Below are 25,203 nucleotides of genomic sequence, written 5' to 3' on the forward strand. Positions count from 1 at the left end.
ACGGACTGTATTAATAAATGAACAGGCATTTATAAAAGAGGAGGGGCCGGTGGCGGGACGCCCGCGAGGAGTGGAGGATTCGGTGATTCTGCGCGCGGCCGCCGAGGTGATCGGCCGGGTGGGTCCCGCGGGGCTGACCCTCGCCGCCGTCGCCGACGAGGTGGGGCTCGTCCCCGGCACTCTCGTGCAGCGGTTCGGGTCCAAGCGCGGTCTGCTGGTGGCGCTGGCGAGGCAGTCGGCGCATGAGGCCGAGGCGCACCACGAGCGGCTGCGGCAGGGGCGTCCCTCCCCGTTGGAGGCGCTGCTGGCGCTGGCCGAGGAGTCGATGGCTCTCATGGACACGCCGGAGCGTTTCGCCAACCACCTGGCGTTCCTCTGCATGGACCTCACCGATCCGCAACTGCACGAGCATGCCCTGGCCATGCACGAGGCGCAGCGAAGGGCGATCCTGGCCCTGCTGGACGAGGCGGTGGCCGAGGGAGAGCTCCGCGCCGGCGCCGACACCGCCGCGTTGGCCGAGTCCGTCCAATCGCTGATCGCCGGCACCGGTCTGACGTGGGCCCTCGACCGGCGGGGCACGCTGCCGGAGCGGCTCCGGCGGGCGGTGACCGCGCTCCTTTCGCCCCACATCCCTTCCAAGGAGACGTCATGAACGACAGCCGGCCGCTCGCCGGGAAGGTCGCCCTCGTCGCGGGAGGCACGAGGGGCGGCGGGCGCGGCATCGCCGTCGAACTCGGGGCCGCAGGCGCGACGGTCTACGTCACCGGCCGCAGCAGCGCGGCCGGCCGTTCCGACCTGGACCGTCCCGAGACCATCGAGGAGAGCGCCGCCCGCGTCACCGCGGCCGGCGGCACCGGCATCGCCGTACGCACCGACCACAGCGACCCCGGGGAGGTCCGCGCCCTGGTCGAGCGGATCGCCACCGAGCAGGACGGGCGGCTCGACGTCCTGGTCAACTCCGTGTGGGGCGGCGACGCGCTGACCGACTGGGCGCATCCCCTGTGGGAGCAGGACCTCGACTCCGGCCTGCGGCTGCTGCGCCGGGCGGTGGAGACGCACATCGTCACCAGCCGGTTCGCGCTTCCGCTGATGGTCGCCCGCCGGAGCGGACTGGTCGTGGAGGTCACCGACGGCAACACCGCCAGGTATCGCGGCTCGTTCTTCTACGACGTCGCCAAGTCCACCGTGATCCGTCTCGCCGTCGCCCAGGCGGCGGAGCTGAAGCCGTACGGCGTGGCGGCCGTCGCCGTCACCCCGGGTTTCCTGCGGTCGGAGGCGATGCTGGAGCACTTCGGCGTGACCGAGGACAACTGGCGGGACGCGGTGGCGAAGGACCCGCACTTCGCCCACTCGGAGACGCCGGCCTACCTGGGCCGGGCGGTGGCCGCCCTGGCCGCCGACCCCGGCGTGATGGCCAAGACCGGACGCGCCCTGGCCACCTGGGGGCTGTACGAGGAGTACGGCTTCACCGACGCGGACGGCACCCAACCGGACTTCGCCGCGCACTGGGCGAACGTCCTGGAGGAGGAGTACGGCCCCCTCGGCGACCCGCTCTGACGCCTCGCTCGCGCCCGCGGGAGGCGAGAGCGAGGCCGCCGAGCACCTCGTGACGGGCGCAGCCGTCCGCCGGCCTTGTCAGAGCCTCGGCGTGGCGGTCGGATTGGCGGACGGCGTAACGCTCGGCGTGGCGGTCGGATTGGCGGACGGCGTAACGCTCGGCGTGGCGGTCGGATTCGTGGACGGCGTAACGCTCGGCGTGGCGGTCGGATTCGTGGACGGCGTAACGCTCGGTGTGGCGGTCGGATTGGTGGACGGATTGGTGGACGGCCAGGCGACGACCTCGGGCACGCTGGTCGCCATCAGCCTGCCCTCGGCGCTGACCCGGATGATGCCGCCGTCAGTGAGGGCGTGGCACGTGAGAACCACCGGACCGGGCGCGTTCAGCTTCGCGGTGACGAAGTAGGCGATCGTGAGGGTCGATCCCGGCCCACCGTTACCGGCCTGCTGCGGCCTCGCGGACGTGACGCCCGTGGGCGTACTGACGTCACACTCGACGACGAAGCCCGTGGGAGTCGTCTGGAGGTCGTATGCGCTGACGCCGATCTGGATGGCGTAGTTTCCCGCGGGCACCTGCGGGATTCGTACGAGTTCTTGCAGCGTCCCGTCGCCGTAGAGGTGATTGCCGGAGGCGATGTAGGTCTGCCCGTACGCGGCGCCCGGCTCGCCCTTGTCCCCCTTGGGGCCCTGGGGTCCGGTCTGGCCCTGGGGCCCTTGCGGACCGGTCTCTCCCTTGGCCCCCTGGGGTCCGGTCCGCCCGATGGGGCCCTGAGGTCCGGCCGGTCCGACGGGGCCCTGAGGTCCGGCGGTGTTCCAGGAGACGGTCCGGTACTCGACGGGACACGTGCCGGCGGAGACCGGCGCGGCGACCTGCGCGTCCGCAGTACGGCCCTGGACCGACTCCTCCAGCGCCTGGGGCATCCGCATGACGCCGTCGGGGCCCACGCAGGCCACGATGGACGATGTCGTCGCCGTCGTAGCCACGGCGATTCCCCCGCCGCCCACGAGCAGCCCCGCCGCCGCCCCCACCGCCAGCCAGGCACTACGGCCAGTTCGCACCCTCATCACCGTTCCCTCAAGTTTGTGATCTTCCCGGGGGAACATAGATGAGCGGGACGGGAGGGCACGTCATCATCACGGCGGATAAGCCGTCCGCCATCCGGGTTAGGACGCGTCCCAGCCGGACAGAGACATTGTTCCGAGTCGGCACGGCGACGCTTACGACGCCCGGACACGACTTGGGGCGCCCCTGCGCGGAGCGCCCCAAGTAGGCACTGCGCGGAGCGCCCCGAGTGGTGACTTGGCGGGCCGGGGGCTACTCGCCCTTCCAGACGGGAGCGCGCTTCTCGGCGAAGGCCGCGGCGCCCTCCATCGCGTCCTTCGAGACGAAGACCGGGCTCACGATCTCGCCCTGCTTGCGGAACATCTCGTCGAGCGACCAGTCGGCCGACTCGACGATGACCCGCTTGGTCGCGGCGAGCGCCAGCGGCGCGTTCGCGGCGATCGTGCGGGCCAGTTCGAGCGCGCCGTTGAGCGCCTCGCCCGGATACGTGATGCGGTTGACCAGCCCCAGCTCGTACAGCCGGGCCGCCGGGTAGTGGTCGCCGGTGAGGGCGATCTCCATGGCGATGTGGTACGGGATGCGGCGCGGCAGCCGCATGATCCCGCCCGCCCCGGCCACCAGCCCTCGCTTGGGCTCCGGCAGGCCGAACTTCGCCTCCTCGGACGCGACGATGATGTCGCAGGACAGCGCCAGCTCGAAGCCGCCGGCCAGCGCGTACCCCTCGACCGCGGCGAGGATCGGCTTCCTCGGCGGCGCCTCGGTGATGCCGCCGAAGCCCCGGCCCTCGACCACCGGCATGTCGCCGGTGAGGAAGCCCTTCAGGTCCATACCGGCCGAGAACGTGCCGCCGGCCCCGGTGAGGACGATCGCGGACACGTCGGGGCTTTCGTCCAGTTCGTCCAGGGCGGCCGCGATTCCGCGCGCCACAGCGCCGTTCACGGCGTTCCTGGCCCTGGGCCGGTTGATGGTGACGACGGCCACGCCGCCGTCGACGATCTCTACGAGTACCTCGTCCGGCTCAGCGGCCGGCCCGGAGTTGACCTCGGACACCTGACCTCACTCGGCTTACTTGGGCTGGAAGCGGATGCCGCCGTCGAAACGGATGACCTCGCCGTTCATGTAGTCGTTCTCGATCAGCGCGCGGACCAGGTGGCCGAACTCGGAGGCCTTGCCGAGCCGCTTCGGGAACGCCACCGGCCCGATGAGCTTGGCCTTGAACTCCTCGGCGTTCTTGTCCCCGATCTTCCCGTAGATCGGGGTGTCGATGATGCCCGGCGCGATGGTCAGCACGCGGACGCCGACGGCCGCGAGGTCGCGGGCCGCGGGCAGGGTCATGCCGATGATGCCGCCCTTCGACGCCGAGTACGCCACCTGGCCCGTCTGGCCCTCGATGCCGGCGACCGACGCGGTGTTGATGACGACGCCGCGGGCGCCGTCCTCGTCAACCGGCTCGGTCTGGGCCATGGCCGCGGCGCCGATGCGCATGAGGTTGAAGGTGCCGATCAGGTTGACGTCGATCACCTTGCGGTAGGACGCCAGGTCGTGCGGGGAGCCGTCCCGGCCGACGGTGCGCTGCGCCCAGCCGATGCCGGCGCTGCTGATCACGGCGCGCAACGGCTTGCCGGTGGCGACCGCCGCCTCGACCGCGGCCTGCACCGACGCCTCGTCGGACACGTCGGTGTGGGCGAACACACCGCCGAGCTCGTCGGCCAGCGCCTTGCCGCGCTCCGCGTTGAGGTCGGCCACGACCACGGTCGCGCCGACGCGGGCCAACTCGCGGGCCGAGGCCTCGCCGAGGCCGCTCGCACCGCCCGAGATGATTGCTGCTGCTCCGTTCAGATCCATAGCCGGACCTTAACGCGCGAACCGAATGAAGTTCTACTCGGGGTGCTGCAAAATCGCGGTATCGACGTCGGGGTAGACCTTGATCCGCCGGTCCAGGCCGGTCGTGCGCAGGATGCGGGCCACCGGCGGCTGCGGCGAGGCGAGAGACACCGTGCCGCCCTCGCTGGTGGCCAGCCGCCATGCCTCGATGAGCACGCTCAGCCCGCTGGAATCCATGAACGACAGCTCGCCGAGATCGAGCACGAGTGTCGGGCCGTCGTCGCGTATGGCGTCGCGGATCTCGTCACGCAGGAACGGAGCCGTGAACAGGTCGAGCTCCCCCTCCACAGCCACCACGACGGCATTGGAGAGCGATTGGCGCGCGAGCCGCAGCTTCATCGTCGGGACCTCCTCAGCTCCGGCCCACTTTACTTATCCATCACCCCGGCTGAGCAGGGACGGCGAACCCGTAAGGGAGTTCGAGCCGGTGCGCCGTGAGCAACCGCTCGTCGGAGAGCAGGACATTCGTCGCTCCATCGGCGGCGATCACCCCCTCGGACATGACGAGCGAACGCTCACATAGTTCCAGCGCGTACGGCAGGTCGTGGGTGACCATCAGCACGGTCACGTCCAGGCTCTTGAGGATCTCGGCCAGCTCGCGGCGGGACGCGGGGTCGAGGTTGGACGACGGCTCGTCGAGAACGAGGATCTCCGGTTCCATCGCCAGCACGGTGGCCACGGCCACCCGGCGGCGCTGGCCGAAGGACAGGTGGTGGGGCGGCCTGTCGATCGCGTCCAGCATGCCGACCCGCTCCAGCGCGTCCCGCACGCGGCGGTCGAGTGCCGCGCCGCGCAGCCCGAGGTTGGCAGGGCCGAACGCGACGTCCTCCCGCACGGTCGGCATGAAGAGCTGGTCGTCCGGATCCTGGAACACCAGCCCGACCCGGCGGCGGATCTCCCGCAGGGTGTCCGCACGCACCGGAAGCCCGGCCACCTCCACTGTCCCGTGCCCCGGCGTGAGGATGCCGTTGAGGTGCATGACGAGCGTCGTCTTGCCCGCGCCGTTCGGGCCGAGCAGGGCGACCCGCTCTCCCCGCTCGATCGTCAGGTCCACGCCGTACAACGCCTGTGTCCCGTCGGGATAGGCGTACGCGAGCCTGCTCACCGTGAGAGAAGGGCTGCCGGAGGTCACGTCGTGCTCCACGCCAGTAGGGCCGTCGCCGCGGCGAGACACGGAAGCATGCCCGCCATCGCCCAGTCTCGCCCAGTTGCCGATATATCCCTAATCGTCGGCATCTCGCCCGTGTATCCCCGGCTCAGCATGGCGAGATGGACCCGCTCCCCTCGCTCGTACGAGCGGATGAACAGGGCGCCCGCCGACTTCGCCAGCACGGGGGCCTGCCTGAGGTCCCGCGCGACGAACCCCCGCGACTCCCTGGCGATCCGCATGCGCCGCATCTGGTCGAGGATCACGTCGAGGTAGCGCAGCATGAACGTCGCGATCTGCACGAGCAGCCGGGGCAGCCGCAGCCGTTCGGCGCCGAGCAGCATCATCCGGGGCTCGGTCGTGGCCGCAAGCAGGATCGAGGCGACCACGCCCAGCGTTGCCTTGGCCAGGATGTTCCAGGCGGCCCACAGTCCCGGGGCGCTCAGCGACAGACCGAGCACCTGGACCCGCTCGCCCGTGCCGATCACCGGAATCGCCAGCGCGAACAGCACGAACGGCACCTCGATGACCATGCGCCGGGCGATCACGCCGGCCGGCACCCGGGCGGCTGCCGCGACGGCGGCCAGCAGCAGCGCGTCGACGGCGAACGCCCAGAAGCGCTCACGGGGGGTGGCGACCACGAATACCGCGAACGCGACGACCGCCGCCAGCTTGCACTGGGGCGGCAGCCGGTGGACGGGCGTGTCGGCGGGCCGGTAGATCGGGTGATGGTGCCCGGCGCTCACTTCGCACTCACAGAGCCATCATCGCCGACCCACGCCGCCCGTGCCCGCCCAGGGCGGGCACGGGCGCTCACGGGCGGCTCATCGGGCTCGCCGGGGGTGCCGAGCTCGGCGCTCACGCGGCGTCCTCACCCGGGCGCCGGGCGCTCACTGCGCGTTCGCGGGAGTCATCCCGTCGGTCAGACGCCGACGCCGGCGGATGACGTAGAACACGCCGCCCCCGGCCGCGACCGTCAGTGCGACGCCCGCCACCCCGGCCAGGCCGCCGGACAGCCGCTGGTCCTCCACGCCCTTGACGGCGTAGTCGGCCAGCGGACCGTTCTCCACAGCGTGCGGCTTCTCCTGCGCGCTCAGGCCCTTGTCGGCCGCCACCTTCTCCAGCCCGTCAGGGTCGCCGGAGGCGTAGAACGAGAAGACACCGGCCAGCAGCACGGCCACGAGCGCACCGCCCACCAGCACAGGACGCAGGCCGATCCCGGCCGGGGGAGCCTCCGGGGCCGCCTGGCCCACCTGGACCTCCCCCTCGGCGGTCCGCAGCGTCAGCGCCCTGGCCATTCCGCGCGCGCCGTACACGAGGTCGGGGCGGACGGCCAGCACGCTGCTCACGGTGAGCGCGGTGATGAAGCCCTCGCCGAGCCCGATGAGCAGGTGCACGCCGCCCATCGCGGCGGCCACCGAGCCCAGCTCGATCGGCGCGGTGCCGCCGAGCCAGAACAGGACCGTGAACACGAGCGCCGCCGCCGGGACGGAGACCAGCGCCGCCACGAACGACGCGGCCACCAGCGTCGCCCGCCCGCGCGGCGCGCCCCGGGTGATCAGCCGGAACACCACCCAGCCGACGACCGCGGTCACGATCGCCATCAGCGTGATGTTGACGCCCAGCGCGGTCAGCCCGCCGTCGGCGAAGAAGAACGCCTGCACGAGCAGCACGACCGCGACGCACAACACGGCGGTGTACGGCCCGACGAGTATCGCCGCCAGCGCCCCGCCGAGCAGGTGGCCGCTGGTGCCCGCCGCGACGGGGAAGTTGAGCATCTGCGCCGCGAAGACGAACGCGGCCACCAGACCCGCCATGGGGGCGGTGCGGTCGTCGAGCTCCCGTTTGGCGCCCCGCAGGCACACGGCCACCCCGGCGGCCGCGAAGACCCCGGCGCCGACGGACACGGGGACGTCAAAGAACCCATCGGGCACGTGCACGGCTATAACCCCTTCGAAACGGGCGAATCCCCTCCCACTTTAGGGCACCGAGTTGTAGTTGCAAATGATTCGCAATTAGCCATGCCGCAGGGCCCTGACCATCCGTCTGGCCACCGTAAGCGGGGTGGCCACGCGCACCGACACGCTGAGCCGCCGGTTGACCGCCGTGGCGTACGGCCGGACCGTCCATTGCGCGGGGACCCACCGCAACGGACCCCGCGGGTCCCGGGACGCCGTGTCCCATGGCAGCGGGCCGCGCCACCACCGCAGCGGCCGGTCGAGCGTGTCCGCGTCGGCGACCTTGACCGGAAAACGCACCGAAGGGCCGCCGAGGTCGAGTTCGAGGTAGGCGTCCCACGTGCCGGGCGGCAGGCCGGCCGTCTCGGCCGTGAACTCCCCCGGCCCGGACGCCACGGCCCTCTCGCGGTGCTCCCGCCCCGTCGTCCGCTCGCGCCAGATCAGGTGACGTACGGCCCCGGCGGCGGCCTCGTCGCCCACCCTCGCCCGGCCCTCGACCCGCAGCCGCCTGCCCCGCCACCACGCCCGCGTCAGCCGTACGGCCGCGGGGACCCGTACGACGTGCCCCCCGACGTCGAGACCGAGGTGGCCTTGGGACCGGGTCAGGAAGGGCACCGCGACGACCCCGCCGACCAGGTGGGCGGCGGGAACGCCGGCTTTGTCGTCCCGGCGTGAGCCGAGCCGGGCCAGCCTGCGCGCGCCCTCGCACTCGACGGCGACGTGGACGTCCCACACTCCCGTCGGCAGTGCGGCCGCGTCGACCACGGCCGTGAAGGATCCGGCTCCGCCGCGGGTCACGCGGGGCACGCGCTCCGCACGCGTCAGGCGTTCGCGCAGCACCAGGCCCACGGTGGTGTCCGGCGGGGATATATCCAGACCGGCGAGGGCGGCCCACCCTTCGATCACCAGGTGGTCGCCCCGCCACTCGACGCCGGTCAGCCGGTGCCGCAGCGGCGCGGCCTCGACGCGCGCGAGCCGTACGAGCCGGTCGGGATCGTCGAGCGCGGCGACGCGGGCGGCGTCCACGCCGTCGAGATGGGCGCGTACCCCCGGCGTCAGCCACTGCCCGCAGATGTCGGCGACCTCGACGGCGATCTTCTCGCGATGGGCCTCGCACGCGGCCAGGAACGGCGCCCCGAGCTGGGCGAGCACGTCACGGCGCAGGTGCCGCAGGAGCAGGCGGTCGCGCAGCGCGCCGGGCGGCACGTGCCGCGCCATGACCTCGATGGGCGTGCGGACCACGCGCAGCCAGCCGAGCGGATCGCGCGCGGACGCCTCGTTCCCGCCCTCGGCGTGGTAGCAGTCCCGGTCCGCGACCACGGAGATCACCCGGGCATGGCAGTACGCGTGGACGGCGAAGGTCATGTCCTCGCCACGCCGGTGCGTCTCGTCGAAGCGGATGGCGTGCCGATCGAGAAAGTCCCGGCGGAAGAGCTTGAAGCAGGACAAATCATCGTAGACGGCGATTAAGGAGGCCTTGTCGGCGCTGTCCCGCAGCCCCTGACGCGCACCGGCGATCCTCCCCACGACGACGTCGGCGCCGGTCCGGTCGGCCGTGGCGACCAGGCGGGCCAGCGCGTCGGAGGCGAGGTGGTCCCCGGCGTCGCAGAAGAAGACGTACCGCCCGGCCGCCCGTTCGAGTCCGCGGTTGCGGGCGCCTCCGGGCGTGCCGGGCTGGGCGTCCCGCATCACGGTGATCAGGCGGGGATGGTGCGCGGCGTAGAGGTCGAGGAGTGCCGGGGTCCCGTCCCGTGAGCCGCCGTCGACCACGATGATCTCTTTGGCGACCCGCTGCACGAGCAGCGAGGTGAGGCAACGGTCGAGTGACGCCCGGCGGTTGTACGCCGGGACGACGACGCTGACGTCGATCCCCCGATCGGCGCGTTGGCCACTCCCCGTATCCATCGCGCTTCATTATGTGCCGACGACCCGCGCGAACCCCGCCTGCGCCGCGCCGGGCGCGTCACATCGCATCCGGTCCGCGTCACGCCGGCGTCCTCCGCGTACGGCTCCCGCGACCGGGCGGCCGCCTCGTCGGCGGTCCAGACTCGCGCCTCACGCGGCCGGGGCCCGCGGCGGCCCTCTGAGTGGCGATTCCGGCACGCGAGGCGGCAGACTGAGCGCTCACCGAGTCACCGGGGGTTTCGCGTAGATGCGCACCGCGTTGTTCCCAGAGGGTTTCGTCTGGGGAGTGTCCACGTCCGCGTTCCAGATCGAGGGCGCCACCGACCGCGACGGCCGGGGCCCCTCGATCTGGGACGCCTTCGCGGGCGGGGGATACGGCGACCCGGCCTGCGACCACTACCTGCGCCACGCCGAGGACGTCCGGCTGATGCAGGACCTGGGCATCGCCGCCTACCGGTTCTCCGTCAGCTGGCCACGCGTGCTGCCCGAGGGGCACGGCCGCGTCAACGGCCCGGGGCTCGACTTCTACGACAGGCTCGTGGACGAGCTGCTGGAGGCGGGCATCGCGCCGTACGCCACGTTGTACCACTGGGACCTGCCGCGGGCGCTGCAGGACGCCGGGGGGTGGACCTCACGCGACACCGCCGGCCACTTCGCCGACTACGCCCGTGTCGTGTACGACAGGATCGGCGACCGGGTGGACACCTGGTTCACCTTCAACGAGCCGTGGGTGGCCGCCTTCCTCGGCCACGCCTCAGGGGTGCACGCCCCGGGCCTGCGGTCGGCGGCCGACGCCTTCGTGGGCGCCCACCACATGCTTCTCGCGCACGGGCTGAGCCTGGAGGCGCTGCGCGCGGGGGGCGCCGCCAGAGCCGGCATCGTGCTGAACCTCTCCCCCGTCCTCACTCCCGCTCAGCTCGGGGACATGTCCACCGACGTCCCCGCGGAGGACGCCGAGGCGGCGGCGAGGATCGACACCCTGCACAACCGGCAGTTCCTGGAGCCGGTGCTGCGAGGCCGCTACCCCGCCGAGCTGCTCCCTTTGGTCGAGAGGACCGCCGGGCTCGGCCACATCCGCGACGGGGACCTCGACCTCATCGGACGGCCCGTCGACCTGCTGGGGGTCAACTACTACACGCCCATCACGGTGCAGGCCCAGCCCAGCGCCGCGGCCGACCCGGCCTTCCCGGGCAGCGAGGGCGTTCTGTTCAGCAGTGTGCCCACGGCCGTCACCGCGATGGGCTGGCCCATCATGCCGAACGGCCTGTCCCTGGTCCTGCGGCGCCTGTCCGAGGACTACCCCGAGACCGAGCTGATGATCACGGAGAACGGCGCCGACTTCGAGGACGTCGTGACCGGCGACGGCATCCACGACGTCGACCGGATCAGCTTCGTCGAGGAGCACCTGCGGGCCCTGCGGACCTCGATCGACGAGGGCGCCCGGGTCCGCGGCTATCTGCTGTGGTCGCTGCTCGACTGCGTCGAATGGGCGGACGGCTACCGGCGCAAGTTCGGCATCGTCCACGTCGACTTCACCACGCAGCGGCGGCTGCTCAAGGACAGCGCGCTGTGGTATCGCGACGTCATCAAGCGCAACGGGCTCGGCGCGGAGCGGCCGAAGCGGCCCACGCTCGAGACCGTCGCCGCTCGCGCGGGCGTCTCCAGGGCCACGGTCTCGCGGGTCGTGAACGGGGACGCGCGGGTCAGCCCCGAGGTGCGCGCCGCGGTGCTGCGCGCCGTGCAGGAGCTGGGCTACGTGCCCAACGCCGCCGCCAGGAGCCTCGTCACCCGGCGGACCGACTCCGTCGCGCTCGTCCTGTCGGTCCCCCGGCACGGCGGCGAGGCGCTCACCTCCGCCGTCGTCCAGTACGTCACCAGCGTCCTCGAAGGAGCCGGCAAGCAGATCACCCTCATGCTCGCCGACACGGCCGAAAGCCATCGGCGCATCATCCGGCACGTCGAGGCGCGGCAGGTCGACGGGGTCGTGCTCGTCCCTCCGGACGGCCCGGACACGCTCACCGAGCGGCTCGCCCGCACCGGGGTGCCGGTCGTGCTGCTCGGCAAGCCCGTGATCGCCTCCCTCGTGCCGCACGTGGACGTGGACAACGCCGGCGGCGCGAAGGCGGCCACCCGGCACCTCCTCGACCGGGGCCGCCGCCGCATCGGCGTGATCTGCGGCCCCATGGACCTCGTCGCCGTACAGGACCGCCTCAACGGGCACCTGGCCACGCTCCACGAAGACGGACTGCGGCCGGCGATCGCGCTCGCCGGCCTGGACGGCGCGTCGGGCGCCGCCGCGGCCCGCGAGCTCCTGTCCGGTGACCAGGACCTCGACGCGGTGTTCGCCACCTCGGACGAGCTGGCGATCGGCGCCATGGAGGCGGCGCGCGAGAGGGGACTGCGGGTGCCGGAGGATCTGGCGGTCGTCGGCTTCGGCGACATCCACGCCGCCTCCTGCACGACCCCGCCGCTCACCACCGTCCGGGTGCCCGCCGCGGACCAGGCCCTGGCCCTGGCGCGGCTGCTCCTGTCCCGCCTCGACGGTCGTCACACCAGCCCCGTCGTCCTCCCCACGCGCCTGGTGGTCCGCGCTACGACGTGACCCTCGCGACCCTCGGGGGCGGAGGATCTACCAGGGGATCGCGCCCTCCGCCGAGCTGAACGTGCCGGTGGGGCCGCCGGACGGCAGGGTCGCCATCCGCACGGCCACCGCCGCGCCCTCGGCCGCCGTACGGGTGCCGGTGTGGCCGGTCAGGTCGGTGGCGCAGTGACCGGGGTCCACCGCGTTGACGAGGATGCCCGAGCCGGCCAGCTCGTTCGCGTAGAGCACGGTGAGCGCGTTGAGCGCGCTCTTCGCCGAGTTGTAGGCCAGCATCGCCCACCCCACGTTGAAGTCGTCCTTCGCCTGGGTGAGGGTGAGGGAGGCCAGCCGGGTGGTCATGTTGACGACCCTGGCCTCGCCGGCCGCCCGCAGCAGCGGGATCATCGCGCGGGTGACGGTGACGACCCCGAACACGCCCACCTCGTAGGTGGCGCGCATGTGGTCCGCCGTCGCGTCCGCCGGGCTGACGCCGTAGTCGCCGCAGATCGCGGCGTTGTTGACCAGCACGTCGAGCCGCCCGAACTCCTCTCCGACGAGCTTGGCCGCGTTCCCGACCATCGCGTCGTCAGTGACGTCGAGCAGCACGGGACGGGTGCCTTCGGGGGCGTGGCTCTCGTCGCGCACCCCGGCGAACACCGTCATGCCCTGCCCGGCGAGCTGCCGCGCGATCTCCCTGCCGATTCCGCGTCCCGATCCCGTGACCAGTGCGACTTTCATCTGACTGTCCTCCTTCTGCGTCCAGGTCGCACAGTCTCGGAGTGGTCACTTGGAGCCGTCTGAGAGGTCACTTGGACGGGTGGCGGGCGCCGAGGGGCCCGGCCGCCTCCGCCATGGTCTCCGGGCGGGGGCCGGCGATCCCGGGGATCGGTGTCCCGGGGCCGGCGCGGCGTCGCGATGAACCGCACACGGCGATCGGTTCCCTCCCGCAGGCCTGCCATCGATCTTTCGCGGCGTACGGCATAGGTTGTCTGGTGTCGTCCCCCGGGTGTGAAGGCAGGTCGTTGTGACTCAGGAGCTCAGCCACGAGCGGTTCGAGGCCCTCAAGCGCGAATTCGACGCGATCGACGGCGACGGCGACGGCTTCATCACCGAGGCCGAGCTGCTGTCGCACTTCCCCGGCCTGCCGCCGGAGGCGATCGGCGCGCTCGACCGGGACGCCGACGTGGACGCCGACGGCCGGTTCTCGCTCGAGGAGTTCGTCCGCCTGGCCGGCGCCCGCGACTGACGCGCCGCCACCCGGCACCCGACAAAAGTGCGCCTCACGCAAATTTACGCCTCAAGCATCTTTGCGTGACGCGCAAGTAGCTGTATGGTGGTCCATGTGAGCGGGGAAGGCGAGCGTCCGGGACTGCGCGAGCGCAAGAAACAGGAGACGCGCACCGCGCTGAGCTGGGCGGCGATCCGGCTCACAGTGGAGCGTGGGCTGGAGAACGTACGCGTGGAGGACATCGCGGCGGCGGCGGGCGTCGCGCCGCGAACCTTCAACAACTACTTCTCCAGCAAGGGCGAGGCGATCGCCGCCAGACACCTCGACCGCGCCCGGCTGATCGCGCAGGAGCTGCGCCGCCGCCCGGCGTCGGAGCCCCTGTGGGAGGCCATCAAGGCCTCCGTGCTGACCCAGCTCGCCTTGGGTGAGAGCTACGGCACCGGGCAGCCGGACCAGCAGTGGCAGACCGGCATCCGGCTCATGATCAGTGAGCCCTCGCTGCAGGGCGAGATGCTCAAGGCCGACGCCATCGCCGAGGACGAACTGGCCGGGGCCATCGCCGAACGGACCGGCACCGACGTCGCCCGCGACCTCTACCCGCGCCTGGTGGCGGGCGCGGCCGGGGCCGCGATCAGGGTGGCGATGGACCACTACCTGCGATCCGATCCTCCGGTTCCCATCCGGCCGCTCATCGAGGACGCCCTCGGCCGGCTCGCCGCCGGACTGCCCGAGCCCTGACAGACGGACATCCCCTCGGGGGAGCCCGACGACTCGTCGTGTGACGTGCCGCGCCGGCACGCCGCGCGGCCTCGCACACCCTGACGCCGTCGCCACGGCAGCCCGGCGCCGGCCCTTTCACTCGCCATGCCGAGAATCCGGCCTGCCGCGAGTCCGCCACATCGAGGGTTCGGCGTGCCGCGAGTTCACCCTGCCATCTCTCATTCGCAAGTGCCCTGCTCGAACCGCCAAGGAGGAGCACCATGACCGAAGACGTCGTGATCGCCGGAGCCGGACCGAACGGGCTGATGCTCGCCTGCGAGCTGAGGCTCGCCGGAGTGCGGCCGATCGTGCTGGAACGCCTGCGCGGGCGTACCGAGGAGAACCGGGCCAACGGACTGGTGGGCCAGGTCGTCCGCGCCCTCGACCGCCGCGGCCTGTACGAACGCCTGAGCGGCAGCGCCGAGCCGCCCCGGCCGAGCCCGGCCTTCGTGTTCGGCGCCATGCCCCTCGACCTGAGCCGGCTCGACGACAACCCGATGTACGGCCTGCCGGTGCCGCAGCGGCGAATCGAGCAGGCGCTGGAGGAGCGCGCGCGCGAACTCGGCGTGGAGATCCGCCGGGGTCACGAGCTGACCGGGCTCTCCCAGGATGCCGACGGCGTCACCACGGAGATCGCCGGGCCGGAGGGCGGCTATCGCCTGCGCACCCGCTACCTCGTGGGCGCGGACGGCGGGCACAGCGTCACCCGCAAGCTGTGCGGCATCGGCTTTCCGGGAGTGACCAGGGACGACTCCGTCTCGCGCGGCGCGCATGTCACCGTGCCCGCCGAGCTGATCGATCCCGTCACCGGCGGGCTGAACGTGCCCGGCTACGGACCGATCCCCCCGTTCATGCACCACCGCACCGACGACGGTCTGTTCGTGTACGCGCCGTTCCCCACGGGGACGCTCGTCAACACCACCGAGTGGCACCAGGACGGCGGCGACCAGCCGATGAGCCTGGACGAGCTACGCCAGAGCATCCGCCGCGTGCTCGGCGCCGACCTGCCGTTCGGCCCGCCCGAGGGCGAGGGCCCGCACCAGCTGCGCCGTCTGACCGGCGGAAACACCCGCCTGGCCGAACGCTTCCGGGACAACAGGGTGCTGCTGCTGGGCGACGCCGCGCACGTGCACAGCGCGATCGGCGGCCCCGGCCTCAACCTGGGCCTCCAGGACGCGATCAACCTGGGCTGGAAGCTCGCCGCCGAGATCCACGGCTGGGCTCCGCCCGGCCTGCTCGACAGCTACGAGACCGAGCGGCGCCGGGCCGCGGAACGCGTCGTCATGCACACGCAGGCGCAGTCCGCGCTGATCGCTCCCGGGCCGGAGGTGACCGCGCTGCGCGCCCTGTTCGGCGAGCTGCTGCGCGACGAGCGCACCGTCAAGCACATCGCGGACATGATGTCCGGCGCCGACATCAGGTATGACCTCGACGGGACCCACCCCCTCATCGGGCGCCCCGCCCCCGACCTCGTACTGGAGACGGAGACCGGCTCCGTACGGCTCGCCGAGCTGACCAGGACCGCCCGGCCGCTGCTCCTCGACCTGACGCCCGGCGCCGCGCTGGCCGGGGCACTTCACGGCCGGCACGACCGCGTGGACCTCGTCACCGCGAAGCCGAGCCGGGAAGGCCTCCCCACCGCGCTGCTGCTGCGCCCGGACTGCTACGTGGCCTGGGCGTCCGACTCCCCCAACCCGGATGTGAAGGAGCTCGACACCCTGCGTGCGGCGCTGGCCTCCGCCTTCGGCCCGGCCCGCTGAGCGAGGTCAGCCGGCGGCGCCGGACAGCTCGGGGTTCTGCCGGCGGATGGGCGTGAAGAACGCGGCGACCGCGATCAGCAGGCAGGCCACCCCGGCCAGCAGGCACACCACCGCGACGCCGTGGTGCTGCGCGCCCCAGGTCAGCACGGCCGCCCCCGCGGGGCCCAGCGAGAAGTGGATCGTCCAGAAGGCGGCGGTGACCCTGCCCAGCAGGTGGTCGGGCGTGACCTGCTGGCGCAGCGACATCGAGCAGATCCCGGCCACGCTGACACAGGCGAGATAGACGGCGGCCGTCGCCGCGGCCGCCGGGACCCGGGTGGACAGGCCGAGTCCCGCGACGGCGAGCCCGGCGAGCGAGATCGCCCCGATCCATGACGCGCCGAACCCCAGCCTCCTGCGTACGAAACCGACGAGGAGCGAACCGGCGACGGTGCCCAGCGCGCCGATCGCGAGCACCGCTCCCACCGCGCCGTCGGCCTGGCCGAGGTCGTGCTTGAGGTGGTAGATCAGCACGTCGGTCAGCCCGAGGGTCAGGAAGATGAAGAACGACAGCAGGACGGTCAGAGCGCGCAGCACCGGCTGCCGCCACAGGAAGCGCGCTCCGGCGAGCAGTTCGCGCCAGGACCCGCGCTCCTCGTCCGGCGCGGACGACGGCTGCCGCCTGAGCCGGATCGACAGGACGCCCAGCGCGGAGACCCCGAAGCTGGCCGCGTTGATCGCGATCGCGGCCGTGGGGCCGAACCAGCCCGCGACCACCCCGGCCAGCAGCGGGCCACCGATCCCCGCCGCGGCGGCGGTGGCGCCGAGCCGCCCGTTGGCCTCGGTGATCTGGTCCGCGTCGACCAGCCCCCGCACCGCCGTGACGTACGCGACCTGGAAGACCATGCCGATCGCCTCGCAGAGCGGCAGAACCACGTAGAGCAGCCAGATCTTCGGCCCGAAGGCCCAGGCGACCGGGACGATCCCGTACAGCGCCATCCTCGCCACGTCGCACCAGATCAGCAGGCGCCTGCGGTCGAGCCGGTCGACCAGGACCCCGGCGAAGACCCCCGCCGCCACCGAGGCGGCGCTCGCCAGGCCCGTCAGCAGGCCCATCTGCGCGACCGACCCGGTCACGTGCAGCACGAGCAGCGGGACGGCGATCAGGGCGAACGAGTCCCCCGCGACCGACAGCGTCTGGGATCCCCAGAAGACGGCGAAGTTCCGGTCACGCCACAGTTGTGATCCTTTGCCCACCCCGCCATGCTGCCGCACCGGCGTGTGGAGGGCGCCCGGGGCGTTCGGGGCATGACGGTGAACCGGTTCGGGCCGTCAGTGGTCTTCCGCACCGGGCGGGGCCGCCTGGCGTTCGAGCACCACGACCGGGATGGTGCGGGCCGTACGAGCCTGGTAGTCGGCGTACCCGGGCGCCGCGCGGACGACGTGTTCGAACAGCCGCTCGCGCCGTGCGCCCTCGGCCGGCACGGCGACGGCGTCGAACACCTCCTCGCCCACCTCGACCCGTACGGCCGGGTGCGCCAGCAGATTGTGATACCAGGCGGGGTGGCGGGGCGCGCCGCCCGCGGACGCGACGACGAGCAGGGAGCCGCCGTCGCGGACGTAGCCGAGGGGAACGGTGTGCTCCCGTCCCGACCTCGCGCCGACCGTGGTGAGCAGGAGCAGGTCGCCGCCCTCGAAGGGGCCGCCGACCTTCCCTCCGTTGGCGCGGAACTCGTCGATGACGGACTGGTTGAATGACACGCGGAAACTCCAAGAACGATGAGGATTGCGGGCCTGCGAGAGGTTGCGCAGGCGAAGTGCGGTGCCGCCACGCCGCTCCGGAACCGGACGGCCGAGCGGGAACGGCACGGCAAGGGCGCGATACGCGGAAGCGCTCGCCACGGGGATACGATCACCCGGCGGTGCGGCGTCAGGCGGGAGATGCGGAGTGGGTACTCACGGCGTCGGTCCCTTCACGAAGGTGCGGCCCGGCCACCGATCGGACCATCGCCGCCTCCCTGGGACGGCGTTCACATGATCGGCGCCACGCGGCACGCCGATCATTAGAGCCGGGCTGGTCCGCACCTGTCAATGCCGGTACACACGCCGAGGAGAGGGCCGCATGGCGGACCAGGACACCACGATCCGGCTCGTCCGGGTGGACGACGCCGACGTCGTCGCGGCGCATCGCGCCCGCGACAGGCATGCGTACGCCGCCTGGGAACCGGCCCAGCCGGACGAGTTCTACACGGCGGCCGGGCAGCGCCGGCGCATCGAGACGCTGCTCGACGAGCACGACCGGGGCGAGCGCTGGCCGGCGGTCATCCTCGCGGGCGACGAGGTCGTCGGCCAGGTGACCGTGAGCACGATCCTGCGCGGCCCCTTTCGCAAGGGCTTCCTGGGCTACTGGGTCGCCTCGGCCTTCGACGGCCGCGGGCACGCGACCCGGGCGGTGGGCCTGATACTCACCGTGATGGCCGAGGAGCTCGGGCTGCGCCGCGCCGAGGCGCACACGCGCATGGACAACCTGGCCTCGCAGCGGGTGCTGCGTGCCAACGGCTTCCACCCCTGGGGCATCGCCCACTCCCACATCTTCCTGGACGGCGCATGGCATGACGAGGTGTTCTGGGAGCGCCTGCTGGACGACGTTTCGTCTTGACCATCGCCTGGTACACCAGTTGAACATTCCCGGCGCGTCGCGTGCCGCTCCATGACCATGACGTCGAAACTCACCCTCCGTAACCGTCTCGCGGAGGAGGAGTTCGTGGTCACAATCGACCGTCGGGGATTCGCCAAACTGGCCGGGCTGGGCGCGGTGGGATCGGTCATGAGTCCGGCCCTGGGCGCGGCCCCCGCCTCGGCGGCGCGCGCGCCGTACGCGGGAGAACGCTGGCAGGCCTGTCTTCGGGTGGCGCGCGACCACCTGCTCGTCGACAAGGACGGCGACGACCTCAAGCACCGCTACCTGAAGGTGCTCATCGACGAGGGCCTGCCCAGGACCCGTACGCCCAAGAGGGTGCTGATCGTGGGGGCGGGCATCTCCGGCCTCGTGGCCGCCACGCTGCTGAAGCGGGCCGGGCACCACGTCACCGTCATCGAGGCCAACGGCAACAGGATCGGCGGCCGGATCAAGACCTTCCGGACGGGGTTCCAGGACCGGCGGCAGTACGCCGAGGCGGGGGCGATGCGCATCCCCGACTTCCACCCGCTGACGCTGGCGCTCATCGACAAGCTCGGCATCACGCGCAGGCCCTTCTACAACGTCGACGTGCCGCCCGGCGCGCAGCCCCGCGGACCGGTGCCGCCGGTCGTCTACACCTCCTACCAGGGGCGGGAGTGGCGTTCCGGCCCGCCCAAGGGGACCTTCACCGCCCCCGCGCGGATGAACCACACCCTCATCCACGTCAACGGCCTCACCCAGCGGCGCGACGAGTACGCCAAGGACCCTCGCCGGATCAACGCCTCGTTCGGCCTCAGGGACGGCCGCACCGCGGCCCAGATCCTCGACGCGGCACTGGACCCGGCGAGGGACTACTACTCCGTGCGGAGGGGTGACAAGCGGATCGACAAGCCGCTGCCGGATCTGATCGACGGCTGGGCCCGGCTGCTGCACGACTTCGACGGCTACTCGATGTACGCCTACCTGAAGGAGCACGCGAAGCTGAGCGACGAGGCGATCGACGCCATCGGCACGCTGGAGAACCTCACCTCCCGGCTGCCGCTGTCGTTCATGCACACGTTCCTCACCCGCAGCCTCGTCAACCCGGACGCGACCTACTGGGAGATGGCCGGCGGTAGCAGGGAACTGCCGTACGCGCTGGAGCCGGGCCTGCGCGAGGAGATCCGGATGGACCGCAGGGCCGTACGGATCGAGACCTCGCGTCGTGGCGTCCGCATCTCGACGGTCAGCGAGGCGGGCAGCACCGAGTCGGAGTTCACGCGGCAGACTCCGCGGGAGACGTTCGAGGGCGACGTGGCGATCATCACGGTCCCGTTCTCCGCGCTGCGCCACGTCGAGATCGCGCCGGCCATGTCCTACGCCAAGCGCCGGTCGATCATGGAGCTGCACTACGACTCCGCCACGAAGGTGCTGCTGGAGTTCCGCAGGCGCTGGTGGGAGTTCACCGAGGAGGACTGGAAGCGTGAGCTCGGCTCCCGTTACCGGCCCGGGCGGGCGGCGCACGTGACGGGCGGCGGCTCGGTCTGCGACAACGCCAACCGGTTCATCTACTTCCCCTCGCACCCCGTGCCCGGCAGCGAGGGCGGCGTCGTGCTGGCCAGCTACTCGTGGGCCGACGACGCGACCCGGTGGGACTCGATGGACGACGAGGAGCGGTACGGCTACGCGCTGCGCGGGCTCCAGGAGGTGCACGGAGACCGCGTCGCGGAGTTCTACACCGGCCGGGGCCAGACCCAGAGCTGGATGCGCAACCGCTACGCCTTCGGCGAGGCCGCGGTCTTCACGCCCGGTCAGATGACCGAGATCCACCCCGCCATCGCCGTCCCCGAGGGCCCGCTGCACTTCGCCGGGGAGCACACCTCGCTCAAGCACTCCTGGATCGAGGGCGCGCTGGAATCGGCCGTACGCGTGGCCCTGGAGGTCAACGGCTGACTCGTGCTCCCGCGGGGTCCTCGTGCCCGGGACCCCGCGGGTTCACCGGTCGGTGACGGAACGTCCGGGAAAAGGCCGGTTGCCCGGCACGCGCCCGGTCGCCGACCCTACTGTTCCCGGTTTCCCGGATCCGGCTCGATCTCGGCTCTCATCGGCTGCCAGGGCGAGGCGTCGAACACCAGCATGATCGAGACGATCTTGCCGTCCTCCAGGCGGAAATGCTCGGCGGTGCGCTGTGTGCCGGCGGGCGTCGCGGTGTGCACGTCGTATACCAGCGTCGCCTCGGCGTCGCCGTACAGCTCGCTGATGAGGTCGACCCCGGTCACGATCGACACGAAGCCGGGCAACGTCGCCAGATGCCCCTCCCGGTCGGTGGAGCTGAAGAACGGGCTCTGGAACCGGAAGGGCTCTCCCAGGTGTGCGGCGGCCGTCGGCACGTCCCCGCGGAAACGCGCCTCGTGATACCCGCGTACGGCGCGGCGCGTCTGTTCCTGCGTCTGTGTCTGTGTCTGTGTCTGTTTCTGGGCGGACACGGTCATGAGTGGGACCCCATCTGACGAAGGTGGGCGGCGAGGCGTTGCTGGTTGGCGGCCAGGCGCAGGCACAGATCGCGGAGCACGGCCAGTTCCTCGGGTGCGAACCCCTGGAACAGCGCCTTCATGGCCAGCTGCGACGGCTTGCGGAACGCCTCGACCCAGTCCCGGCCGGCCGGGGTGATCTCGGCGAGGACGGAACGCCGGTCCCCCGGGTCGGGGACCCGGCGGACCAGCCCGTCGCGTTCCAGCGTGTCGACCAGTCCGGTGACGTTGCGGGAGCTCACCCCGGCCGCCCGGGCGAGCTCGCCGATGCTGATCCCCCGGTCGCTCCCCACGAGCCGGATCAGCAGGTCGAGAGCGCCCGCGCTGACCCCTCTGCCCTCGGAGCCGTGGGCCCGCAGGCGCTCGACGGCGTGACAGGCGGTCCGGACCGCCGCGCTCGCCTCGAAGGCGCGCAGATCGTCGTCGTCACCGGCCAACCTCGCCATCGCCGTCCTGGCGCGAGGGTCGTAAAGCAGGCCGTCCGGGTCATGCTCGTATGTATGTACATCCTTCATAGTAGAAAGAGAGATTAGTACGTACTTCCCGATCGCGCTACCGCGTTAACGCTCCCTGTCGGGTCGAATGAGAACTATCGTGACCAACATGGAAAACGCCCCTCAGCGCCGCGACTCCCCGACGTCTCACCTGCGCGCCTCCGACAGCAACAGGGAGCAGATCGCCGCCATACTCGGTGAAGCCCTGAGCACTGGTCAGCTGAGCCACGAGGAGTACTCCGAGCGCCTCGACACCCTCTACCAGGCCAAGACGGTCGGGGAGCTCGAAGTCCTCACCCAGGACCTGCAGGTCGAGGGGCACCGTCCGGCCGCGAGCCCGGTGTCCTACGCACCCAGCGCGAGCACCGATCCGGACAACATCATCGCCGTCTTCGGCGGGGCCGACCGCAGGGGCCGCTGGCGGGTACGGCGTCAGACCAGGGCGCTGGCCGTCTTCGGCGGCGTGCGGTTCGACCTGACCGAAGCCGAGTTCGAGGCCAAAGAGGTCGAGCTCACGATCAACGCGGTCTTCGGCGGGGCCGAGATCATCCTGCCCGAGGGGGTCGAGGTGCGCTGCAAGGGCGTCGGCATCTTCGGCGGCTTCGACGTGGCCAACAGCCCGACCGTCGACCCGTCCGCCCCGGTCATCGTGATCAAGGGCCTGGCGTTGTTCGGCGGAGTGGCCGGCAAGGTCCGGCGCCGGCGCGACCGCTGAGCGCCCCTTCCCGTCGGGCCTCCCCGAGTCGCCGGGGTCCTGCGCAGCGTGGTCTCGCGCCGTTCCGCGCCTCATTTGTCGCCAGCTGACGCCAGAGCGGCGGTGGCATCGGTTGAGGCCGTCGGCGCCGGTCCACCGGCCGGGATCAGCACGGCGGCTTCGAAGCAGCGAGTGGACGGGGGTGATCTGTCGTGGCCGAGCCGGACTTCCTGCTCTCCACACGAGCGTCGTACGACGCGGTCGCCTCGGCGTACGCGGGACGCTTCCACGACGAGCTCTCGGTCGGTCGATCTCGCTCGACTGCTACTGGCGTTCCCTGGAGCACATCGCCGAGTTGCTGGGCCAGGCCGGGTTCGCCGAGGACGCCCGCCTGCTGCGCGAGCCCGACGAGCACGAGAAGCTCCAGCGCGGCTGTCTCCTCGTCCGCAGACCGGCAGACGTCTGATCGGTATCTGGAGAACCGTCGACGATCCCTCGTGACGTTGCCGTCACCGCTCACCAGGCGGCTTGCGCCAGATCATGATCTCGGTCGCGGGAGGACGCTCCGCGAAGCGGCCGTCGGGCGACGCCTGCCGCAGCACCGCGCGCAGGTCACGCTCGAAGTCCCCCAGCCTGTCGCCGAACAGGTGCGGGGCGGAATCGGATCGGGAGAACACCCACGCCACGATGTCGTCCGCGGTGCGGTCGGCCACTTCCCCGGCCGGCACGACATGTCGTTCGAAGTTCTCGAACCCGGCCCGTGCCAGGACGAGGTCCTCCCGGTCCGGCGTGCCGTTCGCGAGCGTTCCCTGCCCCGCGCGGCGTACCGGGCCGAGGTACCGGCGCACCAGGTCGCCGATCCGCGCGTACGGAGGAGCGGGCAGCGGTGGTGGCGCCGGTTCGGCGGGCGGCTTCTGCAAATCGCTCATGTGGACGAACGCGCCTCCCGGCTCCAGCATCTCCAGCACTGTCGCAGCGACGCGATCCCGATCCGTCCAGTGGAAGGACTGAGCGAACAGAACGGTCCGGAACGTCCCCAGACCGGCCGGTAAATCCTCGGCGCGGGCGGCCAGCCAGCGCGCGTTGGTCACCCCGCGACGCTCAGCCTGTCGCCCGGCCTCGGCCAGCATGTCCTGGTCCGGGTCGATGCCGACCACCTCGGCGAAGAACCGCGCGAGGGCGAGTATCACGGTGCCCGGTCCGCAGCCGACGTCGAGGAGCCGGCCCCGGCCGTCCAGGCCGAGGGCCGCGGCCAGTGTTTCCGCGAACCCCGGAGCGTACGGCAGCCTGCCGCGCTCATAGAAGGGCGCGCATCCCCGAAACAGGGTGTCGTCCCACTGCCACCCGTCAGGCATGTCGATTCCCCCATAAGTCACAGGACGTCGGCGCTCGCCCGGCACGAGCCGGAGTCCACCCGTCAAGGTACCCCTTACTTCTGCAGAAAGGAAAAAGGAGGCGACAGCCGTTTGCGACCACCCGCCGAACGGAAAGCAAGCCCAAGAAGAAGGGTCCGCCTGGCGTTTCCATAAAAGACGCCGGAATTCTGGGCAGCTGTACGCTCAATGGGGAGAAAATGACCAAGTGTCCTAATGTTGTCAGATTCGTTGCGATGTTCTCCGCGCTCGCCGGCGGAGCCGCACCCTTGGGCATCCCCGCCGTCGCCGAATCCGCTGCCGGCGCCGTCCTGAGCGGCCCAGACGTCGACCACCCGGCAGCCCATCAGCGTCAACGCGACAAGCAGCGGCAGTCGGTACGCGGGCGGCAGCGCCAACGTCAGAACCTGATCCGCGACGTCACGCTTGCCCTCACACCGGCGCAGAAAGGCGACACGGATTCGCGGGCTCTGCCGTACAACTGGCAGAAAGCGGACGCGGTCGCGAATTCTCACAACAATCAGGAAAGCCTGTCGGAAATCACGAACCGGCCCGTTCAGAAGGCGGATTCGTCACCGGCAGCGCCGGATGGTTCCATCGGCGCGAAGATGCTGTCATACCTGCGGGATCTGGCCGCGGACAAGCAGTTCACCGGCTCGGCGCTGGTGGTGCGGCGCGGAGAGGTGCTGACGCGGTTCGCCGGCGGCTTGGCCGACGAAGAGAAGCGCATCCCCAACCGGCCGGACACGGTCTACCGAGTCATGTCGGTCACCAAGCAGTTCACCTCGATGCTCGTGCTGAAACTGCGCGACCGCGGGCTGCTCAAGCTGGACGACCGGATCTGCCCGTATCTCGTCCCGGCGTACATCAAGGCCTGCCCGACAGCGTGGCGGCCAATCACGATCCGTGAGTCGCTCACACACACCTCAGGCATCCCCAACATCGAGAAACTGCCCAGCTACCTTGCCAATGTCACGCGACCGACCACGACCCGGGAACTCATCCAGCAGTTCGTGAACCTGCCACTGGACTTCAAGCCCGGCACCAGCTGGAAGTACACCAACTCCGGATACGTCCTGGCCGGCGCGATCATCCAGGCGGTGACGCACAAGCCGTACGGCGACGTACTGCACGAGCTGATCACCGGCCCGCTGAATCTCCGGCACACCGGTTATAGCAGGGGATATCCGCCCGACGGATACGCGAAGGGTTACTTCACGCTCGGGTCACCGGCCCCGCTCCTCAACGGTTCCGAACTGTTCGCCGCGACCGGCATCTACTCCACTGTCGACGACATCGCCCGCTGGGACCGGGCGTTCGGCTCATACCGGGTCGCACCACCCGCCACCGTCAAGCAGGCGTTCACGCCACAGGCGCCGTGCCCCTCCACCGGCTGCCTCAACCTGCCGTCGACCGCGTACGCCTTCGGCTGGCTCGTCGACCGGCTCCAGGGACACCGGCTCCGCTACCACCCGGGTCTTTTCCAGGGCTACACGGCGAGCAACATGTATCTGCCCGACGACGACATCGAGGTCGTCGTGCTCAGCAACGTGCAGGACACCGACACCGCCGGCATCGCCCGCCGGCTCGCCACGATGGCCCTCGACGGTTGAGTGCGGGCTGCCTTCGGG

Annotated in this window: 25 protein-coding genes; 11 read left to right on the forward strand and 14 right to left on the reverse strand. The window is 71.3% G+C overall.

Annotation, left to right across the window (positions count from 1 at the left end; genetic code table 11):
- The first annotated feature begins 82 nt into the window (after positions 1-82).
- Both HHX41_RS31010 and HHX41_RS31015 read left to right on the forward strand, forming a co-directional pair.
- Positions 83-652 (forward strand): TetR/AcrR family transcriptional regulator, encoded by a 570-nt coding sequence (locus HHX41_RS31010; RefSeq protein WP_220504583.1) that lies wholly within the window; start codon positions 83-85, stop codon positions 650-652.
- A complete protein-coding gene (locus HHX41_RS31015) occupies positions 649-1,557 on the forward strand; it encodes an SDR family oxidoreductase (RefSeq protein ID WP_182908788.1) in 909 nt (302 codons plus the stop codon). The genes HHX41_RS31010 and HHX41_RS31015 overlap by 4 nt, the downstream gene beginning before the upstream one ends.
- Before the next feature lie 78 nt (positions 1,558-1,635).
- Here HHX41_RS31015 and HHX41_RS42045 read toward each other — a convergent pair whose 3' ends face one another.
- The 8 genes from HHX41_RS42045 to HHX41_RS31055 all read right to left on the reverse strand — a co-directional run bounded on the left by HHX41_RS42045 (position 1,636) and on the right by HHX41_RS31055 (position 9,514).
- Positions 1,636-2,622 (reverse strand): hypothetical protein, encoded by a 987-nt coding sequence (locus tag HHX41_RS42045; RefSeq protein ID WP_220504584.1) that lies wholly within the window; start codon positions 2,620-2,622, stop codon positions 1,636-1,638.
- A 250-nt stretch (positions 2,623-2,872) separates the two neighbouring features.
- Positions 2,873-3,670, reverse strand: coding sequence for a crotonase/enoyl-CoA hydratase family protein (locus HHX41_RS31025; protein WP_169988832.1), 798 nt, complete (start codon positions 3,668-3,670; stop codon positions 2,873-2,875).
- 15 nt (positions 3,671-3,685) lie between these two features.
- On the reverse strand, positions 3,686-4,465 hold the full coding sequence (locus HHX41_RS31030) for an SDR family NAD(P)-dependent oxidoreductase (RefSeq protein WP_169988833.1): 780 nt from the start codon (positions 4,463-4,465) through the stop codon (positions 3,686-3,688).
- Positions 4,466-4,498: 33 nt separating this feature from the next.
- Positions 4,499-4,843, reverse strand: a complete 345-nt coding sequence (locus tag HHX41_RS31035; RefSeq protein ID WP_169988834.1) for an STAS domain-containing protein — start codon at positions 4,841-4,843, stop codon at positions 4,499-4,501.
- 40 nt (positions 4,844-4,883) lie between these two features.
- On the reverse strand, positions 4,884-5,648 hold the full coding sequence (locus tag HHX41_RS31040) for an energy-coupling factor ABC transporter ATP-binding protein (protein WP_169988835.1): 765 nt from the start codon (positions 5,646-5,648) through the stop codon (positions 4,884-4,886).
- Positions 5,633-6,397, reverse strand: coding sequence for a cobalt ECF transporter T component CbiQ (gene cbiQ / locus HHX41_RS31045; RefSeq protein ID WP_169988836.1), 765 nt, complete (start codon positions 6,395-6,397; stop codon positions 5,633-5,635). Before cbiQ ends, HHX41_RS31040 begins: the two co-directional genes overlap by 16 nt.
- 144 nt (positions 6,398-6,541) lie before the next feature.
- On the reverse strand, positions 6,542-7,591 hold the full coding sequence (locus tag HHX41_RS42050; protein ID WP_182908789.1) for an energy-coupling factor ABC transporter permease: 1,050 nt from the start codon (positions 7,589-7,591) through the stop codon (positions 6,542-6,544).
- Positions 7,592-7,666: 75 nt separating this feature from the next.
- Positions 7,667-9,514: a glycosyltransferase family 2 protein gene (locus HHX41_RS31055; RefSeq protein ID WP_182908790.1), complete on the reverse strand. Its 1,848-nt coding sequence runs from the start codon at positions 9,512-9,514 to the stop codon at positions 7,667-7,669.
- A 247-nt stretch (positions 9,515-9,761) separates the two neighbouring features.
- Here HHX41_RS31055 and HHX41_RS42055 point away from each other — a divergent pair, with 247 nt between their 5' ends.
- Entirely contained in the window at positions 9,762-12,116 is a 2,355-nt protein-coding gene (locus HHX41_RS42055) for a GH1 family beta-glucosidase (protein WP_182908791.1), read from the forward strand.
- 27 nt (positions 12,117-12,143) lie between these two features.
- On the opposite strand, the gene HHX41_RS31065 is transcribed toward HHX41_RS42055, so the two are convergent.
- On the reverse strand, positions 12,144-12,833 hold the full coding sequence (locus tag HHX41_RS31065; RefSeq protein WP_182908792.1) for an SDR family NAD(P)-dependent oxidoreductase: 690 nt from the start codon (positions 12,831-12,833) through the stop codon (positions 12,144-12,146).
- Positions 12,834-13,119: 286 nt separating this feature from the next.
- Between HHX41_RS31065 and HHX41_RS31070 the strand changes: the two genes are divergently transcribed.
- The 3 genes from HHX41_RS31070 to HHX41_RS31080 all read left to right on the forward strand — a co-directional run bounded on the left by HHX41_RS31070 (position 13,120) and on the right by HHX41_RS31080 (position 15,842).
- Entirely contained in the window at positions 13,120-13,341 is a 222-nt protein-coding gene (locus HHX41_RS31070; protein WP_169988841.1) for an EF-hand domain-containing protein, read from the forward strand.
- A 96-nt stretch (positions 13,342-13,437) separates the two neighbouring features.
- Positions 13,438-14,061, forward strand: a complete 624-nt coding sequence (locus HHX41_RS31075) for a TetR family transcriptional regulator (RefSeq protein WP_310742271.1) — start codon at positions 13,438-13,440, stop codon at positions 14,059-14,061.
- 242 nt (positions 14,062-14,303) lie between these two features.
- The gene (locus HHX41_RS31080; RefSeq protein WP_182908794.1) at positions 14,304-15,842 is read left to right on the forward strand and encodes an FAD-dependent monooxygenase; all 1,539 of its coding nucleotides are present in this window, start codon (positions 14,304-14,306) and stop codon (positions 15,840-15,842) included.
- A gap of 6 nt (positions 15,843-15,848) precedes the next feature.
- Here the strand turns inward: HHX41_RS31080 and HHX41_RS31085 are convergent, their stop codons facing one another.
- Together HHX41_RS31085 and HHX41_RS31090 are read right to left on the reverse strand one after the other, a co-directional pair.
- Positions 15,849-17,078 carry an MFS transporter gene (locus tag HHX41_RS31085; RefSeq protein WP_220504585.1) on the reverse strand — a complete coding sequence of 410 codons (1,230 nt, stop codon included), beginning with the start codon at positions 17,076-17,078 and terminating at the stop codon, positions 15,849-15,851.
- A gap of 75 nt (positions 17,079-17,153) precedes the next feature.
- Positions 17,154-17,582 (reverse strand): nitroreductase family deazaflavin-dependent oxidoreductase, encoded by a 429-nt coding sequence (locus HHX41_RS31090; RefSeq protein ID WP_310742272.1) that lies wholly within the window; start codon positions 17,580-17,582, stop codon positions 17,154-17,156.
- 361 nt (positions 17,583-17,943) lie between these two features.
- Here HHX41_RS31090 and HHX41_RS31095 point away from each other — a divergent pair, with 361 nt between their 5' ends.
- On the forward strand, positions 17,944-18,480 hold the full coding sequence (locus tag HHX41_RS31095; protein ID WP_182908796.1) for a GNAT family N-acetyltransferase: 537 nt from the start codon (positions 17,944-17,946) through the stop codon (positions 18,478-18,480).
- Positions 18,481-18,585: 105 nt separating this feature from the next.
- Positions 18,586-20,433, forward strand: a complete 1,848-nt coding sequence (locus HHX41_RS31100) for an FAD-dependent oxidoreductase (protein WP_220504586.1) — start codon at positions 18,586-18,588, stop codon at positions 20,431-20,433.
- Positions 20,434-20,540: 107 nt separating this feature from the next.
- Here HHX41_RS31100 and HHX41_RS31105 read toward each other — a convergent pair whose 3' ends face one another.
- Positions 20,541-20,972 (reverse strand): nuclear transport factor 2 family protein, encoded by a 432-nt coding sequence (locus tag HHX41_RS31105; RefSeq protein ID WP_182908797.1) that lies wholly within the window; start codon positions 20,970-20,972, stop codon positions 20,541-20,543.
- A complete protein-coding gene (locus HHX41_RS31110; protein ID WP_220504587.1) occupies positions 20,969-21,457 on the reverse strand; it encodes a MarR family winged helix-turn-helix transcriptional regulator in 489 nt (162 codons plus the stop codon). The genes HHX41_RS31105 and HHX41_RS31110 overlap by 4 nt, the downstream gene beginning before the upstream one ends.
- A gap of 157 nt (positions 21,458-21,614) precedes the next feature.
- Between HHX41_RS31110 and HHX41_RS31115 the strand changes: the two genes are divergently transcribed.
- On the forward strand, positions 21,615-22,220 hold the full coding sequence (locus HHX41_RS31115) for a DUF1707 domain-containing protein (RefSeq protein ID WP_169988850.1): 606 nt from the start codon (positions 21,615-21,617) through the stop codon (positions 22,218-22,220).
- Positions 22,221-22,401: 181 nt separating this feature from the next.
- The gene (locus tag HHX41_RS31120; protein ID WP_182908799.1) at positions 22,402-22,665 is read left to right on the forward strand and encodes a hypothetical protein; all 264 of its coding nucleotides are present in this window, start codon (positions 22,402-22,404) and stop codon (positions 22,663-22,665) included.
- A 43-nt stretch (positions 22,666-22,708) separates the two neighbouring features.
- On the opposite strand, the gene HHX41_RS31125 is transcribed toward HHX41_RS31120, so the two are convergent.
- Complete coding sequence (locus tag HHX41_RS31125) at positions 22,709-23,554, reverse strand: class I SAM-dependent methyltransferase (RefSeq protein ID WP_182908800.1); 846 nt, start codon at positions 23,552-23,554, stop codon at positions 22,709-22,711.
- Positions 23,555-23,808: 254 nt separating this feature from the next.
- Here HHX41_RS31125 and HHX41_RS31130 point away from each other — a divergent pair, with 254 nt between their 5' ends.
- Positions 23,809-25,185, forward strand: a complete 1,377-nt coding sequence (locus HHX41_RS31130; RefSeq protein ID WP_182908801.1) for a serine hydrolase — start codon at positions 23,809-23,811, stop codon at positions 25,183-25,185.
- Positions 25,186-25,203 lie beyond the last annotated feature (18 nt).

The organism is Microbispora sp. H13382, from assembly GCF_014161445.1.
Lineage (GTDB): Bacteria > Actinomycetota > Actinomycetes > Streptosporangiales > Streptosporangiaceae > Microbispora.

Coding starts and splice junctions, on each gene's coding strand:
- HHX41_RS31095 (WP_182908796.1), top strand. CDS start 17,944: ATGGCGGACCAGGACACCACGATCCGGCTCGTCCGGGTGGACGACGCC.
- HHX41_RS42045 (WP_220504584.1), bottom strand. CDS start 2,622: ATGAGGGTGCGAACTGGCCGTAGTGCCTGGCTGGCGGTGGGGGCGGCG.
- HHX41_RS31065 (WP_182908792.1), bottom strand. CDS start 12,833: ATGAAAGTCGCACTGGTCACGGGATCGGGACGCGGAATCGGCAGGGAG.
- HHX41_RS31130 (WP_182908801.1), top strand. CDS start 23,809: ATGTTCTCCGCGCTCGCCGGCGGAGCCGCACCCTTGGGCATCCCCGCC.
- HHX41_RS31080 (WP_182908794.1), top strand. CDS start 14,304: ATGACCGAAGACGTCGTGATCGCCGGAGCCGGACCGAACGGGCTGATG.
- HHX41_RS31035 (WP_169988834.1), bottom strand. CDS start 4,843: ATGAAGCTGCGGCTCGCGCGCCAATCGCTCTCCAATGCCGTCGTGGTG.
- HHX41_RS31105 (WP_182908797.1), bottom strand. CDS start 20,972: ATGACCGTGTCCGCCCAGAAACAGACACAGACACAGACACAGACGCAG.
- HHX41_RS31125 (WP_182908800.1), bottom strand. CDS start 23,554: ATGCCTGACGGGTGGCAGTGGGACGACACCCTGTTTCGGGGATGCGCG.
- HHX41_RS42055 (WP_182908791.1), top strand. CDS start 9,762: ATGCGCACCGCGTTGTTCCCAGAGGGTTTCGTCTGGGGAGTGTCCACG.
- HHX41_RS31115 (WP_169988850.1), top strand. CDS start 21,615: ATGGAAAACGCCCCTCAGCGCCGCGACTCCCCGACGTCTCACCTGCGC.
- HHX41_RS31110 (WP_220504587.1), bottom strand. CDS start 21,457: ATGGCGAGGTTGGCCGGTGACGACGACGATCTGCGCGCCTTCGAGGCG.
- HHX41_RS31015 (WP_182908788.1), top strand. CDS start 649: ATGAACGACAGCCGGCCGCTCGCCGGGAAGGTCGCCCTCGTCGCGGGA.
- HHX41_RS31030 (WP_169988833.1), bottom strand. CDS start 4,465: ATGGATCTGAACGGAGCAGCAGCAATCATCTCGGGCGGTGCGAGCGGC.
- HHX41_RS31055 (WP_182908790.1), bottom strand. CDS start 9,514: ATGGATACGGGGAGTGGCCAACGCGCCGATCGGGGGATCGACGTCAGC.